This window comes from Bacteroides faecis MAJ27 (assembly GCF_900106755.1).
Lineage (GTDB): Bacteria > Bacteroidota > Bacteroidia > Bacteroidales > Bacteroidaceae > Bacteroides > Bacteroides faecis.
In genome coordinates this window covers 84,970-102,863 of the sequence record NZ_FNNN01000014.1, presented here as the reverse complement: position 1 = coordinate 102,863, position 17,894 = coordinate 84,970, and the positions used below count along the sequence as shown (strand labels likewise).

Here is a 17,894-nt window from a genome sequence, read left to right as displayed (position 1 = left end):
AATTAAAGAGTAACATTAAAACCAAAAGAAATCGTACGATAGAAAGGATATCCCCAAGACAGGCGTTCCGGGTCATAACCCTTCATCAGCTTAGTAAATGTGTGAAGGTTCTCACAACTTACGAACGCTTTCAAACTCGTTAATGTAATAGGTGCTAACCAGCTCTTCGGGAAATTATAACTCAAAGTCACATTCTTGACACGCAGATAAGAGCCATTCATCAGATACTTCGTTTGCGCACGTGTATTGTAACCGGAGTTGTTTCCTTGCCCGTAAATACGGAAATATTCCGCATTCGGATTGGCTGCCGTCCAGTCACCATTGGCAGAATCTACCGGTTTCCAATAATCCAGCTGGTCTTTAAAGAGTGAACCAAACTGTCCGGAATTAAACGGCCAGCGGCGTGCATCACTGATCCATACATCACGTTTACCTACTCCTTGCAGCAAAACACTCAGATCAAATCCTTTGTAATTGACTCCCAGATTTATACCATACTGCAAACGCAAAGAGTTATTACCGATTATCTTGCGGTCTCCCGGATTGTCAAAGGTTCCGTCTCCCGTATCAATACGATTCGTACTCGATTCATCATCACGCAAATTCTGGTACTTGATGTCACCGGGACGCGGACTTACTCCATCCACTGTCACCACTCCTTCTTTCAATTTCCAGGTATTTGTATCTTCAAAGTCATCGGCTGTATAGTAACCATCCGTTACATAACCCCAGATAGAACCGATTTCATATCCTTCATAATAATTATTCGTGCCATCACTTTTCAGGATAATCTTGGATTCATTATGGTATTTGGTAACGACTGTTTTAGAGTCATAAAGATTGAAGCCTACATTATAGCCCCATGCACCGATTCTATCTCTCCAGGTCAATGACAATTCCCAGCCTTTCGTACGCAAGTCGGCGGTATTCTGCAAAGGTGCGGAAGCACCTACCACTGACGGCAACTCAGCTCCCGGAGCAAGCATATCTTTCGTATCACGGCGATACCAGTCGAAAGTACTTTGCAGACGTCCGTTCAAGGCAGTTATATCAAAACCAAAGTCCAATGTTTCTACCGTTTCCCAAGTAAAACTATCACTGACCAGTCCCGGAGCATTCAAAGTCAGCGGCTTCGCTCCATTCACCAGCCATGCCACATCCTTCTTTTCCACTTGCGACATGGTCGGAACAAATTTATAAGGGTCAATGCCTTGATTACCTATTTGTCCCCAGGTTCCGCGAAGTTTCAGATCGCTTAGCCAGTCACCTGCAACCGGTTTCATAAAGTTCTCGCGGGCAATGTTCCAACCCACAGATACAGAAGGGAAGAAACCGAAACGATTTTTCTTCGGGAATTTAGACGAGCCGTCATAACGACCATTGGTCTCAAACAAATATTTGCCTTTATAATCATAATTAACACGATAGAAAGCACCACGCACGGTATACACGCGATGATCATCTGTAATAACCTTATTCTCACCGGTAGCCGTACTATGTGACGGATACTTCTCGTTAATCATATCATAAGAATAAGTATACAATTTCTTCCAGTCACTGGATTCCTGGTTGAAGCCGCCCATTAATGACAAGTTATGCGTGTCATTCCATGAATATCTATAATTAGCATACAGGTTGATGGCATTATAATCAGTACTTTGGTGAGTCGTCTCCAGAGAAGAAGTAGTGGCAGTCTGTATTTTTGCCAGCTCAACCGTTGTATAATCAATGGAAGCCTTATTCACATTCTGATTACTCCATGTCTTGTCAAATGTATATTCGAATGCCACTTCAAGCCCTTTCAATGGTTTCAATACCGTTTTTGACAGGATACGGGCATTGTCTCTGATTGTATTGTTATCCGTTGCCATTCTCAAAACGTTGGAAGGCGTATTCGTCATCAGGCTGGTGCCGTCAGGCAAAGTCAGGGAACCTTCGGGATATACAACCGGCAAACGCATATCATACAATCCGGTCTTATCCGAAGTTACAGGCATATTCTTGTCACTCTGAGCATAGCGTATATCTACAGACTGAGTCAGCCACGAGGTGATTTCGGCAGAAATATAGGCACTACCCGACAAACGTTTGTAGCGGTCTTTATCGGTGATCAAAATACCTTGCTCGCTATTATAGCCAAGGGACAGACGATAAGCCAGCTTATCAGTACCACCGCTCAATGACACATTATGTGCTTGCAGAAAACCGTAATCATCAAGCATATTGGCATACAGGTCTTTCTCATTCAGGTAATAATTCAATCCTGTTTCCGGGTCTACATATACTCCGTCTCCGGTAGTCTGGAATTTACCCGGATTCTTACGATATTCGGTCAGGTAGTTCATCCAAGTTTTGATATCTTGCCCGGTGTAGTATTTACCGGCATTGAACTCGCCGTCCAGGTAAGCCTGCATCCACTCCAGCCCGTCAGCCTGTTCCGGACGATTGATAGAACTCTGAAAACCAAAATTATTATTATAATTGACATGAAACCCGTCGCCTTTCTTCGCCTTCTTTGTAGTCACAAGTATTACACCGAAAGCGGCACGCGCACCATAGATAGCGGCCGAGGCGGCATCTTTCAACACAGAAACACTTTCGATATCTTCGGGATTCAACATATCGATATCCCCCGGAACATTATCTATCAACACCAACGGACCACCGCCATTGATGGAAGTCGTACCACGAATATTGAATGATTTGCTCTGTCCCGGACCGGCAGCATCATTATTAGGAGTAATCTGAAGTCCCGGCATCGCACCCTGCAAAGCACTCATGGCATTGACAACAGGACGGCTCCCCAGTACATCATCCATCTTTACTTGAGATACCGCGCCGGTCAGGTTCGCTTTCTTCTGTACGCCAAAACCAACTACTACCACTTCGTCCAGACTCTGTGTGTCTTCTTTCAAGACTACCGACAGCGTCTTTCCCGGAGTTACTTTCAGGGACTGTCCTTGATAACCAATATAAGAGATTTCAAGAATGGCGTCTTTTGAACCAACATTCAAGATAAAATTACCGTCCATATCAGTGATCGTGCCATTGGTAGAGCCTTTTTCTATCACACTAGCACCGATTACCGGTTCACCTGCCGCATCCACTACTCGTCCGCTTACTTTTACCTTTTCCTGATGCGCCTGTTCGACAGATGCCAACTCCGTGGACAGAATGATCTTTTTATCTATTACCTTATATTCTACACTCGTATTTTTAAATACTTCGTCAAGAACTTTAAAGATATCATTACGGTTAGCGGAGATTGTCACCAACCGTTTCAAATTTATATGAGCATTGTTGTAGAAGAAACTAAATTCTGTTTGCTTCTCTATCGCTCTTAATACATCCTCAACTGTCTGATTACGTACATTCATCGTAACCTTTGCAGATTGAGCATAACTATCTGTCGCATTAGTTAATCCGACAAAACAAAATAAGAATAAAATAACCAGTCTCATAGTACGTGGGATTTTTTTCGAGGTTAGCCAAAAAGACTTTACCACCCTTAAAACTTGGATGCTAAAATTGTTTTGCATAATTTTGTATTGATTTAAGTTGAAAATGAGTTAACTATGCTTGTCTGCCAACAAGCATTTTCAATTGATTCATTTTAGTATGGGGAGATCTGCCAAAATCTTCCCATACTTTTTTCTAGGTAAGTTTTGCTTTCATACTATTAAATTGTTAAAGGTTAATCAATAAATTTCTATTATCTCTTTTTTTCTGTCACTTCCATCCTTATCATCATTGATATGTTGCCAACGTATTTTGGAGGATACTTTAAAATATTCCAGGATCTTCTCCAAACGTTGATTTGTAAAGGTTCCCGTAAACGAACTATTCTTCAGTTTTTCGTTCTTAATAACAAATTTCACACTATATCTTTTTTCCAACATCCATAAAGCTTCTTCCAAAGGTGTATTATCAAGAACAACTTCTCCATCTTTCCAAGCCAACTCTGATTTTCCCGAAGTTTTATAAAGGCGGACTTTATCAGTCTCCGAATCATACACCAACTTCTCTCTTGGAGATAAGAACACGTGTTTCACCCCAGCATCTTTCTCGAACATAAAATCTACTTTTCCTTCAATCAAAGTTGTAATAACCTCTGTATTCTGTTCATATGCTTCCACATTGAAACATGTACCCAATACTTCTATCTGTGATTGATGTGTAGTAGAAAGGATAAATTTCTTTTCCGGATCTTTGGCCACTTCAAAGTATGCTTCACCACTCAACGTCACTTTACGGAAATCTCCATTAAAGCGAGAAGGATAAGACAAAGAAGATTCCGAATTTAAATAAACAATTGTACCATCGGGTAATGTCAACGAAGTTGTCATTCCAGGACTGGTCTTAACTTCCATCATCTCCGCTACCTCACCGGTATCCCCTTTCCAGTTCTGCCATATAAATAAGGTAAGAAGCGGAATAAACAGAATTGCAGCAGCACGTTGTGTCCACTCCCACCACACTGTCCTTCTCACTTCACGGTCCGACATTTTTCCCTTTACTTTCAGTAAAGCTTTCTCCGTATCAACTTTCTTCATTACCTGAACCGTGTCCACAGCCAAATAAAGGGCAAAAGTCTGAGTAGCAACTCGTTTATTCTCCTCCGACTCATCTATCCACGCTTCCACTTCCAGACGTTCCTCCTCGCTCAGCCTCCCCTCACAATAACGAGGAAGCAATTCTTCTATTCTATTATTATCTAATTCTTTCATCCTTTATTCTACCTTTTATTATATGACAAGACCAAACCATGACATTCCTAAACGAAAACCTTATTTTTTTCAGAAAATCTTTATTTTATTATAAAAAAGCTATATTTGCAGTAAATTAGAATTTAATAAATGAAGGAAGTACACATAAAGAGGAATGACCCTCAATTATCTGAAATACAGCGTGGAGGCCTAAAAGCCTTTGAAACGCTATTCAGGCAATACTATGCAGTGCTATGTGCCTATGGTCATAAATATGTTGACTTCCACGATGCAGAAGAAATTGTGCAAGACTCCCTTCTATGGATATGGGAAAACCGGGAAAACCTAATTATTGAATCATCATTAAGTTCTTATCTCTTTAAAATGGTACATCACAAGGCTTTAAATAAGCTTGCACACATTGATGCCATCAAACGTGCTGATACGCGTTTCTATGAAGAAATGCAAGAGATGATACAGGATATGGACTTCTATCAAATTAAAGAGCTAACCAAACGTATTGAAGAGGCGGTTACTGCATTACCGGAAAATTACCGGCAAGCATTTGTTATGCATCGTTTCCGGGATATGAGCTACAAAGAAATTGCAGAAACATTGGAAGTGTCTCCAAAGACTGTAGATTATCGTATTCAGCAAGCACTCAAACAATTACGCATCGATTTAAAAGACTATCTGCCATTGCTGCTTCCTTTACTATTTCCTTAATATAAGTGACTTCTTCCAATAAATTGGATTCGTACCTATTAAACCTATACCATCCTTTAACTAAATAGAGAAAAACGGTCTCTTTTTAGGTAAAGTTCTTTTTTGCTCTATCAATTAAAGCTATAAAACAGAAAGTAGTAAATCTGTATTTATCTATAGTACAAGCTGATACAGATCATAAATTCTCAACCATTCTCATCATGATGAGAATTTTTTCTCACCACAGCGAGAACTTTTTCTCATCGCAGTGAGAATCTTTTCTCATTGGATTGAGAATATTGTCTCATCGTAATAAGCTGACCAAAATCTTGGAAGTCTGCAATACATAAAACAAACAATCATAAAGGATAAGAAGACAGATACAATCCTATTCTTGCCGATAAGGCAGCGTAAACCAGAAAGTAGAACCTTTGTTTTCCTCTGATTCAACTCCAATCGTCCCTCCTAAGCGATCGATAATCATCTGACAAATGGAAAGTCCCAAACCTGTTCCCTGAACAAAAGGATTGTATTTCACAAACCTTTCGAATACATGCTTGCATTGCTCTTCCGACATGCCGCAGCCTGTATCCGAGACATAAAAGCAAATTGTATCGGCATCCTTCAGACGATATCCCATTCTGATAGAACCTGTCTGAGTAAATTTAATAGCATTGATGACAAAATTGGAAATCAGTTGTATCAAACGATTCTTATCTGTATAAAGGGTACATTCCGGCAGACGTTCGATAAAAGTAAGAGTGACAGTTTCTTTTTTCAAGCGAAGCCTCATACTCTGTTCAATTTCTTCCATTGTCTGATTGACATCTATCAATGAAGGGCAGAAGTCAAAAGTGCCGGCTTCGATTTTGGACATGTCCAGAATATCATTGATCAGTTGAAGAAGCAAGTCGGTATTTGTTTCGATGATGTCTGCATATTCGCGCATCTCCTTACGATCTTCTATATCCGGCAACATATTCGAGAAGCCGACAATCGCATTCAACGGAGTGCGGATTTCATGACTCATATTAGCCAGAAAGGCGGATTTCAACTGATTCGCCTGCTCCGCCTTTTCCATTGCCTCACTCAGACGAGTGTATGCCTTGCGAAGAATACGTATATAATAGGTGATCGCTGCTATCAAAATAAGAAGGAAAATGGAACAGGAAAGGATTTCAACGCAGTATTGATGAAATATACTTTTAGGTTCGTTGACATAAACAGCTCGTTCGGGATAAAGGTGATAGGGAATATTGTAGGATTCCAGCACCGGATAGCAGAGGTAGGCACTCGCCTTTCCTCCTATACTTTCGGGAATGTCCTCCGCCTGTTCTCCATGCAGCACACGGCCAATAATTTCAAGCAAGGAATCGCCGAATGATTCTGCAGAAACGTAATAGCCTCCTGCAAAAGTATTATTGGACAAGTCTTCGGAAGAAAGCAGGAACAAGGGAGAGGACGTAAAATTGGTGATAATCTCCTGAATATGATCAAAAAGATAATTATTATCTTCTTTATTATGCGACTCAAACCATGAATAATAAATAATTCCGGTGTTTGCTTTATAGCTGCGCAAGGTGTCCAGAAGCATTTCTGTTGACAAGTGAGTGGTAGAAAGCAATTCTAAAGGCAGGTTTGGGAAATGCTTTTCAACAGCTTCTTTCACGTCTCCGCGGGTTTCTTCACTGATGTAGCGGTCGTCCGAGATAAATGCCAGGCGATCCATATCAGGTATCAGGCTATAGATCAGTTCAACGGTTTCCTTCACATAGTAATGCTGTTTCAGGGTAGTCAGGTTGTAGCCTTTTCTCCACTCTTGGGCGGGGACGCTGTTGGTCTCATTCAACGGGGCATGAGAGAGCAGAATATCCAAGGTAGCAGGCAGGCGGTCACGGGAGTTCGTTATGATCACCGGAACATCTTTCCACAGGTCGTCAAATAAAGGACGGCAGACAATCCAGCCCGGATCGCCAATTATCACAATAGCGGCAGGAGGAAGCGGATATTTCTGACGCAGATGCTCGATGACCGCATTTACCTCCATCGTATCCTGCAAGGCCGGGACAGACAATGATTCCGCTCTAGCGGTTATTCCCTGTTCCTGAAGAACATCGTGCACATACCAATAGAAGTTTTTGGCCCAGGGAAGGTTGAAGTTAATAGAATTCAAAACTAATATTTCTTTATCTGATTTCCCATTATCTGCCAACATAGGGGAAAGGAGTCCTTCGAAAAGAAGAAAGAACGCACCTGTTAAGCATATTCGCAGTAATTGTTTCATTTTGCTGTGTGATTAAAAGTGGAAGCAAAGATAGTATTATTTTTATCTTTTAAAAAGAAAGGCATCCCAAATCTATCGGGATGCCTCTCCATTACATATTTTTATGTATCAGTTCATTATGCCTTTTTTAAAGCTGCGATGCTTTCTTTCAAAGAACTGATGATACTTTCCGCATCGGCCTGCTTCTTACGTTCCATTTCGAGAACGGCTGCGGGGGCATTATTGACAAATTTCTCATTGCTGAGTTTCTTCAATACACCTTGCAGGAATCCTTCCTTATGTTTCAGTTCAGCTTCCATACGGGCGATTTCGGCTTCTACATCAATCATGTTGCCCAATGGCACAGCGTATTCGGTAGTTCCTACCATGAAGGAAGAAGCACCTTCCACCTTGCTCTCTACCACTGTGATAGAAGAAAGGTTACACATCTTCTGGATCACCGCATTGAACTCTGCAACCGGATTTTCACCCAGCACCTGCAAATCAAGCGGTTCTTTCTGAGCTATGTTCTTTTGCAGACGGATGCTGCGGATATTACTGATAACTCCCTTGACAACTTCAAACTGTGCAACGAATGCGGTGTCTACATAAATATCCATGCTCAATGCACTTACCATCAGACTTTCTCCTTCTTCCGCATTACGTTCGTACATCTGTTGCCACAATTCTTCTGTGATGAACGGCATAAACGGATGAAGCAGATGCAACAGGTTATCGAGGAAGCAGAGAGTAGCGTCATAAGTGGTACGGTCAATTCCCTGTCCGTAAGCCGGTTTAATCATTTCCAGATACCAGGAAGAGAATTCATCCCAGAATAATTTATAAACAGCCATCAATGCTTCGCTCAGACGGTATTTGCTGAACAAGTCCGCTACTTCGGCAGCTACCTCGTTCTGTTTGGATTCAAACCAGTGGACAGCCAGTTTAGCGGCATCCGGAGCCTGAATATTATCGTCAACCGTCCAGCCCTTGATCAGACGGAAGGCGTTCCATATCTTACTGCAGAAGTTACGTCCCTGTTCGCAGAGCGCGTCGTCAAAAAGAATATCGTTTCCGGCGGGAGCTGCCAGCATCATTCCCATACGGACACCGTCAGCACCATATTTGTCGATCAGTTCCAACGGGTCGGGTGAGTTGCCGAGTGACTTGGACATCTTACGTCCCAGTTTGTCGCGAACGATCCCTGTAAAGTAAACGTTCTTGAACGGCATCTTTCCTTCATATTCGTAACCCGCCATGATCATACGTGCCACCCAAAAGAAGATGATATCCGGTCCGGTCACCAGGTCGCTGGTCGGATAGTAATAGCTGATTTCCTCGTTACCCGGATGATTGATTCCGTCAAACAGGGAGATAGGCCACAACCAGGAAGAGAACCAAGTATCCAGACAGTCTTCGTCCTGACGAAGATCATCCATCGTCAAAGCGGCGTTTCCTGTTTTCTCTTTGGCTTTAGCCAGCGCTTCTTCGGGAGTGGCGGCTACCACATAGCCACCTTCCGGCAGGAAGTAAGCAGGAATACGATGTCCCCACCACAACTGGCGGCTGATACACCAGTCTTTGATGTTCTCCATCCAGTGCCGGTATGTATTCTTATATTTGGCAGGATAGAATTTCAACTCATCGTTCATTACCGGAGGCAATGCCATATCGGCAAAATGCTGCATTTTGAGGAACCACTGCATAGACAATTTCGGTTCGATCACTACATTGGTACGCTCTGAGTAACCTACTTTATTTGTGTAGGCTTCTGTCTTTTCGAGCAATCCGGCAGCATCGAGGTCTTTCTCAATCTGCTTGCGGACGTCGAAACGATCCATACCGATATACAATCCGGCAGCTTCGCTCAAAGTCCCGTTATCATTGAAGATGTCGATGCTGGGCAGATTATACTTTTCACCCAACATATAGTCATTTACGTCGTGGGCCGGAGTTACTTTCAGACAACCGGTACCGAACTCAATGTCCACATAATCGTCCTCGATGACAGGGATAACACGGTTTACCAACGGAACGATTACTTTCTTTCCTTTCAGCCATGCATTCTTGGGGTCGTTGGGGTTGATACACATTGCCGTATCGCCCATGATTGTTTCGGGACGGGTCGTTGCTACTACTGCATAGCGGCCTTCCGGATCACCTTCCACCTTATAGCGGAGATAGAACAGTTTTCCGTGCTCTTCCTTGTAGATCACTTCTTCGTCAGAAAGGGCAGTCAACGCTTTCGGGTCCCAGTTTACCATACGGACACCACGGTAAATCAATCCTTTGTTGTACAAGTCTACAAATACTTTCAATACGCTTTTGCTGCGTTCCTCATCCATAGTAAAGGCGGTGCGGTCCCAGTCACAGGATGCACCCAGTTTGCGGAGCTGCTTCAGGATAATGCCTCCATGCTCTTCTGTCCAGTCCCAGGCATGTTTCAGGAACTCATCACGGGTCAGGTCTGTCTTCTTGATGCCCTGGGCAGCGAGTTTGTTTACAACTTTTGCTTCGGTAGCGATGGAAGCGTGATCAGTTCCCGGCACCCAGCAGGCATTCTTGCCTTCCATACGGGCACGACGAACCAAAATATCCTGAATGGTATTATTAAGCATGTGTCCCATGTGCAACACACCGGTGACGTTCGGGGGCGGAATGACGATGGTGTAAGGTTCACGACCATCGGGTTTCGAACTGAATAAACGGTGTTCCAGCCAATACTGGTACCACTTTCCCTCCACGTCAGCGGGATTGTACTTACTTGCTAATTCCATGTTTCTTTATGTATATGATAATGTATATTCAAAAAATAACGGCTGCAAAATTAATAATTTTAATTCAAATCTTGCCACCCACAGGATGTTTCTGTGCCCGGAAAGATAATTTATATCCCTCATAAACAGCAATTCCATAAAATAAGGCGGACATCGACACCACATTCTTCACCATGACAGAAAAGATTTCGCCATAATCGACTCCCGCCAGCACTTCGAAAAACGTCATATCATAATCCTTGGCAGCAAAGCCGATGATGGATAAGAAATCACCCAACACACAACTGATCAATGCCAGTACCGCTCCCAAAATACCGAAAACGGGACGTATCCCCTTCCCCTGCCGCATGGCGAAACCGACCAGAAATCCGACTCCGATAGCCATATACCCCATCTGAAGACCTGTAGAAACGGAGATGAGACTCCATGCCACCGCCCCCAAGATACACGCGACGGATGCATACAGCACTCCTTTGGGAAGATTTTCTTCGGCGAGAAGTTCTTCTTCCGTCATTGACACCGGAAAGTCGTCGGGCTTGGGAGGAGCCATCTTCAACAGTTCTTCATCCTTCTCGAAGTTTTCGCATTCTTCGTCAAAGTCAGGAAGCTCTCTGGTACGTTTGCAAACAAGCCCTTTCCCATTCACGAAATCACGTGACACGCAATTCCGGCAATACTTTTCAATTTCTTCTACGGTAGCCATCTTTCGTTTAACAGTTTTTTTGCAAATATAGAGGTATTTTTTCGCGTGACGTTTATTTAATGCATATTTTTGTTGACTAAAATCTGCACGGATGATGAAACGGAAACTGATAATTAGATATATACCCCTGGGAGTACTGCTGCTTCTGGTATGGATGACACAATCGATTCCCGCTTTGGGAAACCTGTATTCACAAACCGTTTATCCTGTCATCTCCCGCGTTTTGTCATTCTTCTCCAACTTATTCCCTTTTGCCATAGGGGATTTATTTATTTTCGGGAGTATCACGGGAGTCATCGTTTATCCATTTTATGCCCGTATCCGCAAGAAACTGCCGTGGAAGAGGATTCTGCTGCGTGACGGAGAATATCTGTTATGGGTTTACGTATGGTTCTACCTCGCGTGGGGGTTAAACTATTCGCAGCCAAACTTTTACCAGCGTACGCATATTCCTTATACAGCTTACACACCGGAGATTTTTCAAGAGTTTGTGGATAACTATATCGACTCACTGAACAGTTCGTTTGTTCCCGTAAAAGGAATCCATGAGGAACAGGTACGTGACGAAGCTGTCAAACTTTACAATCAATTAAGCGACAGCCTGGGAGTACACCGCCCTCCATTTCCCAATCCACGGGTCAAGACGATGATATTCACCCCATTCATATCGATGGTCGGAGTGACGGGAAGCATGGGGCCTTTCTTCTGCGAATTCACTTTAAACGGAGACTTGCTCCCCATCAACTATCCGGCAACGTACACTCACGAACTGGCTCATCTACTGGGAATTTCGAGCGAGGCAGAGGCCAATTTTTATGCCTATCAGGTTTGTACCCGTTCACAAATAAAGGGAATCCGTTTCAGCGGCTACTTCTCGATTCTGAATCATGTACTGGGGAACGCCCGACGGCTGCTGAGTGAAAAAGAATACGCCGATATAATCAACCGTATCCGACCGGAGATTATAGAACTGGCGAAAAAGAATCAGGAATACTGGATGGCTAAATACAGTCCGTTGATCGGTGATGTTCAAAACTGGATATACGACCTCTACCTGAAAGGAAACAAAATAGAAAGCGGAAGAAAAAACTATTCGGAAGTGATCGGGCTGTTGATTTCGTATCAAGTATGGAAAGCGAAAACCGCATCAGACCAATAAAAAGACTTTTATTAACTCCCTTGCTTTTGTTTTCGTACCGATTAAGGCTATAAAAGACAAGGAAGCATTATCTTTGCAACATTATTTATAAAAAAATCAAAGGAATGATACATACAAGAGAAGAACAGATGGAAGCCTTCGGCCGCTTTCTGGACATCCTCGATGAGCTTCGGGTCAAATGTCCGTGGGACCGCAAGCAGACGAACGAAAGTCTGCGCCCCAACACTATAGAAGAGACTTACGAACTTTGTGATGCCTTGATGAGGGATGACAAAAAAGATATTTGCAAGGAGTTGGGAGATGTGCTGCTGCACGTAGCATTCTATGCAAAGATCGGTTCGGAGACAGGTGACTTCGACATTAAAGATGTCTGTGACAAGTTGTGCGACAAACTGATTTTCCGCCATCCTCACGTATTCGGAGAAGTAAAAGCTGAGACTGCCGGACAGGTATCCGAAAACTGGGAACAGCTGAAACTGAAAGAAAAAGACGGAAACAAAAGTGTATTAAGCGGTGTTCCAGCTGCACTCCCTTCACTCATCAAGGCTTACCGCATTCAGGACAAAGCCCGCAATGTAGGTTTCGACTGGGAAGAACGGGAACAGGTATGGGATAAGGTAAAAGAAGAAATCGGAGAATTCCAGGCAGAAGTAGCCAATATGGACAAAGAGAAAGCAGAAGCCGAATTCGGCGACGTCATGTTCAGCCTCATCAATGCGGCACGCCTCTACAAAATCAATCCGGACAATGCTTTGGAACTAACCAATCAAAAGTTCATCCGCCGTTTCAACTACCTGGAGGAACATACGATTAAAGAAGGGAAAAACCTGAAAGATATGTCTCTTGAGGAGATGGACGCTATTTGGAACGAAGCTAAGAAAAAAGGACTGTAACCCCATCCTCCTTCCTTATGAAACGGATATAATACGTGTCCAAACTCTGTTATTCCCACTTCCAGCAGTCTATTCTTTTAGTAAAACAACAAAGGTAAGCTAACAATTCATCCGGAAACAAAAATCAGAGGCTCTATCCGCATAGAATAGAGCCTCTGATTTACTCTGACAGAGCGTCTGTTTCATCCCAACAGAGCCTCCGTTTTATTTCTTTCTTTTCGGGTCATTTCCTCCGTCATTGCGGTTCATGCCTTTCAGCATTTCCCGATGGAAACGCATCTCCGCACGTTGAACGAGGTATATCTTCTTGTTGGAAAGTATCTTTTTAAACCGGTCCAGATAAGACTTATCAAGACGGTCGGCAGCGATACGGTTGTCACATACCTTTGCTACAATTTCTTCGTACTGGGCTTCTGTTGTTTTATCGTCTTTACCTTGACGCATCAAACTCCACGATTCATCGTTCAGTTTCTTCTTCTTCTCCTGCAGTTCAAAATAAACCGGGAAGAATTTGGCAGCCTCTTCCTTTGTTAATCCGGCCTGCCCAATAATAAACGCTTTCTGTTTATTCCGGAATTCCTCACGGGACAAATGCTGGTCACATCCATCGGCAGCCCAAAGAACAGGCATAAAGCCACATAACAAAACGATTAAAGTGATTAGTTTTCTCATTTTCTATTATTCAATCTGTTTTAATAAATCATTCTACACTCGCGTCACTCAGATAGACGTATAACGAATAATCATCCAACATCGCACGGTCCAACGCTACATCAATCATCTCGTCGGATACTTGTTCCGTATCCGTCTCCATAGCCGTTACTGCCACCGTTATATCATCTGCTGCCGGTTTATGGTCTGACGACGCCACCCGGATAATCAGGGCAGCTCCTACAAACATAGCCGCCATATAGAATAATGGTTTCAATCTCGTCCATGTCGAAACAGGCTCTTCCTTGAAAACGACTTTCTCTTTTTCAGGAAGTTTGTTCATCACCTCTGAAGTCAGATTTTCAAAGTAACCGTCGGGCACTTTGAAGGAATGCTCCTTTCCGATTTTCTTCAATAGGGTATCTTCTTCTTTCATACGTTTTTCTCCTCTCTTTTGATTAGACAATGTCTGCTTTAAAAGGTTTAATCTACTTCTTCCAAAAACTTCTCTATTTTCTTCACGGCATGGTGATAGGAGGCTTTCAGGGCTCCGACCGAAGTCCCGAAGATCTCTGACATATCCTCGTACTTCATTTCCTGATAATACTTCAGGTTGAACACCATCCGCTGTTTCTCGGGCAAAGTCAGCAATGCTTTCTGCAATAGCATCTGCACCTGGTCGCCCGAATAGTACGGATCACTCTCCAGCTTCTGCACAACTACTGCCTCGGGGTCGTCAATAGCCACCATCGTTGTAGCACGCTGCCTGTTCAGAAAAGTAAGACATTCATTCAGCGCGATACGGTAGAGCCACGTAGACAGCTTCGCCTCGGCACGGAAATAATCAATATTCGTCCATGCCTTAATGAAGGTATTTTGCAGAAGATCGTTCGCATCTTCATGCGATAGTACCATCCGGCGGATTTGCCAGTATAACTGCTCGCTGTATTGCGCCACAATCAACTCAAATCCTTTCCGCTGCGTACTCTCCTCCTGAAGGAGTTTCAGAACTTCACGTTCGTTATAAGGGGTCATAATCTCTCGTATCTGTATGTTTATTTATGGTTTTTCTTTTACTTCTCATGTACCGCTCCTCCTTCGAGTTCAATACACATATTTTCTCTTGCTAAAATTGTTTGGGGAAAGATGGCCGCTGCTTCATTCAACAACACAGTTTCATCCTCATAGCGTGCGGAAAAATGTCCGATTACTAATTGTTTCACTTCGGCATTCAATGCCATCTGTGCAGCTTGCGCAGCCGTTGTATGGTGGGTTTCCTTCGCCCGTGCCTGCTCAGTCTGCGCAAAAGTTGCTTCGTGAAAAAGAAGGTCTACCCCCTTTATCTGATCCACAATCTCAGGTCGGTAAATTGTGTCGGAGCAATACGCATATTTTCGTGCGGGAGCAGACGGACGGGTCAAGCGGTGATTCGGAATGACTTCTCCTTCGGGAGTCACAAAATCAGCTCCGTTTTTAATTCGGTTCAGTTCGTAGACAGGTACCTTGTAGAAGTCTACCATATCTCTGATTATATGATTGGGACGTTGCTTTTCCTCAAAAAGAAAGCCGCAACAAGGAATGCGGTGCTTCAGAGGGATGGTAGTCACACTCACCGAACGGTCGTCATAAATCAGTGCCGGTTGCTTTGTCTCAAACTCATGAAAAAAGACTTTATAGGCCAGTGTTTTGCAAAAGAAAGAGAGTAATGGGGCAAACAGTTCTTCCAGTCCTTTAGGTGAATGAATATGTAAATCTGCCGTTCGTCCCAACAGTCCGAAGGTAGAGATCAGTCCCGGCAAACCAAAACAATGATCGCCATGAAGATGAGAAATAAAGATATGATTCAGACGGGAAAACTTCAGGCGAGAACGGCGCAACTGCATCTGAGCCCCTTCCCCACAGTCAATCATAAAAAGCTTTTCACGCAAGTTCACAACCTGCGATGTCGCAAAATGGCGAGTGGTGGGCAAAGCAGAACCGCATCCAAGTATATGTAGTTCAAATTTCTCCATAGCGGCACAAATGTACACAAGTTTTTTGATATTTGCGCTATCATGGGGCAAACAAAAAAAAGCGCCCCGATCACCGGAGCGCTTTTCCATTATATAGAAATAAGAATTATTTCTTTCCTTCCAACTGTTCCTTCAAAGCAGCCAAAGCGTCGATGTCGCCCAGCGTAGTTGAAGCAGCCTGGTTCTGGATCATCGGAGCATCTTCTCTCTTGTTAGAAGACTTCTTAGCACCAGAAGCAGCTTTCTTTTCTGCTCTTTCTTCAGCCTTAGCTACATCTTCGAAGATACGGCTGTGAGACAGGATGATTCTCTTAGCGTCTTTGTTGAACTCGATTACTTTGAATTCAAGTTTCTCATCCAACTGAGCTTGTGAACCGTCTTCTTTTACAAGGTGTTTCGGAGTTGCGAAACCTTCTACACCGTAAGGAAGAGCTACAACAGCACCCTTATCCAACATTTCGATGATAGTACCTTCGTGTACAGAGCCTACAGTGAATACTGTTTCGAATACATCCCAAGGATTTTCTTCGAGTTGTTTGTGACCCAAGCTCAAACGACGGTTTTCTTTGTCGATTTCCAGTACCTGAACTTCGATGTCAGCACCGATCTGAGTAAATTCTGACGGGTGTTTCACTTTCTTAGTCCAAGAAAGGTCAGAGATGTGGATCAAGCCGTCAACACCTTCTTCGATTTCTACGAATACACCGAAGTTAGTGAAGTTACGTACTTTTGCAGTATGCTTGGAACCTACAGGATACTTCTCTTCGATCGTTTCCCATGGATCTTGTTTCAGTTGTTTGATACCCAAAGACATCTTACGTTCTTCGCGGTCCAAAGTCAAGACTACAGCTTCTACTTCGTCGCCCACCTTCATGAAGTCCTGAGCAGAACGCAGGTGCTGGCTCCAAGACATTTCTGATACGTGGATCAGACCTTCTACGCCTGGAGCAATTTCGATGAATGCACCGTAGTCAGCCATCACAACAACTTTACCTTTCACCTTGTCACCTACCTTCAAGTCAGTGTCAAGTGCATCCCATGGGTGCGGAGTCAATTGCTTCAAGCCAAGAGCGATACGTTTCTTTTCGTCATCGAAGTCAAGGATAACAACGTTGAGCTTCTGATCCAGTTCAACCACTTCTTTCGGATCGCTAACGCGGCCCCAGGAAAGGTCTGTGATGTGGATCAAACCGTCTACGCCACCCAAGTCGATGAACACACCGTAAGAGGTGATATTCTTAACAGTTCCTTCAAGAACCTGTCCTTTTTCGAGCTTGCCGATAATTTCTTTCTTCTGTTGTTCCAGTTCAGCTTCGATAAGAGCTTTGTGAGATACAACAACGTTTTTGAATTCCTGGTTGATCTTAACCACTTTGAATTCCATTGTTTTGCCAACGAATACATCATAGTCACGGATCGGTTTAACGTCGATCTGAGAACCCGGCAAGAATGCTTCGATTCCGAATACGTCTACGATCATACCACCCTTTGTGCGGCACTTGATGAATCCCTTGATAATTTCTTCATTTTCCAGAGCAGCGTTAACGCGATCCCAAGAACGAGTAGCGCGGGCTTTTCTGTGTGACAGAACGAGTTGTCCTTTTTTGTCTTCCTGGTTTTCGATGTATACTTCTACAGTATCACCCACCTTCAGATCCGGATTGTAACGGAACTCATTCAAAGGAATGATACCGTCTGATTTGTAACCGATGTTCACAACTACTTCACGCTTGTTCATTGCGATTACGGTTCCGTCAACAACCTCACGGTCGTTCACCTTGTTAAGCGTACCGTCGTAAGCTTTTTCAAGTTCTTCGTGGCTTGCGCTTGTTACAGCTTCACCGTTTTCATAAGCATCCCAGTTGAAGTCTTCAATAGGAGCTACGTTCTTTAAGTTTTCCATTAATAAATAAATTGTTTAATACTTTAATTGAATAAGACATTATATTATCTATAAATCGGGCGCAAAGGTAGAAATATTTTCTTGACCGACAAAAGAATAGCAAAAGAAAAGAGGAACATATT

13 protein-coding genes are annotated in these 17,894 nt (G+C 43.3%); 3 read left to right on the top strand and 10 right to left on the bottom strand.

Annotated features, from left to right (window positions below; translation table 11 throughout):
• Positions 1-2: 2 nt before the first annotated feature.
• Together BLW31_RS13460 and BLW31_RS13455 are read right to left on the bottom strand one after the other, a co-directional pair.
• The gene (locus BLW31_RS13460; protein WP_010536951.1) at positions 3-3,461 is read right to left on the bottom strand and encodes a TonB-dependent receptor; all 3,459 of its coding nucleotides are present in this window, start codon (positions 3,459-3,461) and stop codon (positions 3-5) included.
• A 237-nt stretch (positions 3,462-3,698) separates the two neighbouring features.
• Positions 3,699-4,727, bottom strand: coding sequence for a FecR family protein (locus BLW31_RS13455; RefSeq protein WP_010536950.1), 1,029 nt, complete (start codon positions 4,725-4,727; stop codon positions 3,699-3,701).
• Between the two features lie 129 nt (positions 4,728-4,856).
• Between BLW31_RS13455 and BLW31_RS13450 the strand changes: the two genes are divergently transcribed.
• Positions 4,857-5,432 (top strand): RNA polymerase sigma-70 factor, encoded by a 576-nt coding sequence (locus tag BLW31_RS13450; protein ID WP_010536949.1) that lies wholly within the window; start codon positions 4,857-4,859, stop codon positions 5,430-5,432.
• Between the two features lie 367 nt (positions 5,433-5,799).
• Here the strand turns inward: BLW31_RS13450 and BLW31_RS13445 are convergent, their stop codons facing one another.
• From BLW31_RS13445 to BLW31_RS13435, 3 genes are all read right to left on the bottom strand, one after another.
• A complete protein-coding gene (locus tag BLW31_RS13445) occupies positions 5,800-7,695 on the bottom strand; it encodes a sensor histidine kinase (RefSeq protein ID WP_029425359.1) in 1,896 nt (631 codons plus the stop codon).
• Positions 7,696-7,811: 116 nt separating this feature from the next.
• Positions 7,812-10,451: a valine--tRNA ligase gene (locus BLW31_RS13440; RefSeq protein WP_010536947.1), complete on the bottom strand. Its 2,640-nt coding sequence runs from the start codon at positions 10,449-10,451 to the stop codon at positions 7,812-7,814.
• A 64-nt stretch (positions 10,452-10,515) separates the two neighbouring features.
• Positions 10,516-11,154 carry a hypothetical protein gene (locus BLW31_RS13435; protein ID WP_010536946.1) on the bottom strand — a complete coding sequence of 213 codons (639 nt, stop codon included), beginning with the start codon at positions 11,152-11,154 and terminating at the stop codon, positions 10,516-10,518.
• A gap of 91 nt (positions 11,155-11,245) precedes the next feature.
• Between BLW31_RS13435 and BLW31_RS13430 the strand changes: the two genes are divergently transcribed.
• Both BLW31_RS13430 and mazG read left to right on the top strand, forming a co-directional pair.
• Complete coding sequence (locus BLW31_RS13430; RefSeq protein WP_010536945.1) at positions 11,246-12,313, top strand: DUF3810 domain-containing protein; 1,068 nt, start codon at positions 11,246-11,248, stop codon at positions 12,311-12,313.
• Positions 12,314-12,417: 104 nt separating this feature from the next.
• Positions 12,418-13,206, top strand: a complete 789-nt coding sequence (gene mazG / locus BLW31_RS13425) for a nucleoside triphosphate pyrophosphohydrolase (RefSeq protein WP_008764515.1) — start codon at positions 12,418-12,420, stop codon at positions 13,204-13,206.
• 204 nt (positions 13,207-13,410) lie between these two features.
• On the opposite strand, the gene BLW31_RS13420 is transcribed toward mazG, so the two are convergent.
• The 5 genes from BLW31_RS13420 to rpsA all read right to left on the bottom strand — a co-directional run bounded on the left by BLW31_RS13420 (position 13,411) and on the right by rpsA (position 17,772).
• Positions 13,411-13,878: a hypothetical protein gene (locus BLW31_RS13420; protein WP_029425358.1), complete on the bottom strand. Its 468-nt coding sequence runs from the start codon at positions 13,876-13,878 to the stop codon at positions 13,411-13,413.
• 28 nt (positions 13,879-13,906) lie between these two features.
• Positions 13,907-14,293: a hypothetical protein gene (locus BLW31_RS13415; protein WP_029425356.1), complete on the bottom strand. Its 387-nt coding sequence runs from the start codon at positions 14,291-14,293 to the stop codon at positions 13,907-13,909.
• A gap of 47 nt (positions 14,294-14,340) precedes the next feature.
• Complete coding sequence (locus BLW31_RS13410) at positions 14,341-14,892, bottom strand: RNA polymerase sigma factor (protein WP_010536942.1); 552 nt, start codon at positions 14,890-14,892, stop codon at positions 14,341-14,343.
• Positions 14,893-14,930: 38 nt separating this feature from the next.
• The gene (locus tag BLW31_RS13405) at positions 14,931-15,869 is read right to left on the bottom strand and encodes a ribonuclease Z (protein WP_029425355.1); all 939 of its coding nucleotides are present in this window, start codon (positions 15,867-15,869) and stop codon (positions 14,931-14,933) included.
• Between the two features lie 106 nt (positions 15,870-15,975).
• Positions 15,976-17,772, bottom strand: a complete 1,797-nt coding sequence (gene rpsA, locus BLW31_RS13400) for a 30S ribosomal protein S1 (RefSeq protein ID WP_010536940.1) — start codon at positions 17,770-17,772, stop codon at positions 15,976-15,978.
• Positions 17,773-17,894 lie beyond the last annotated feature (122 nt).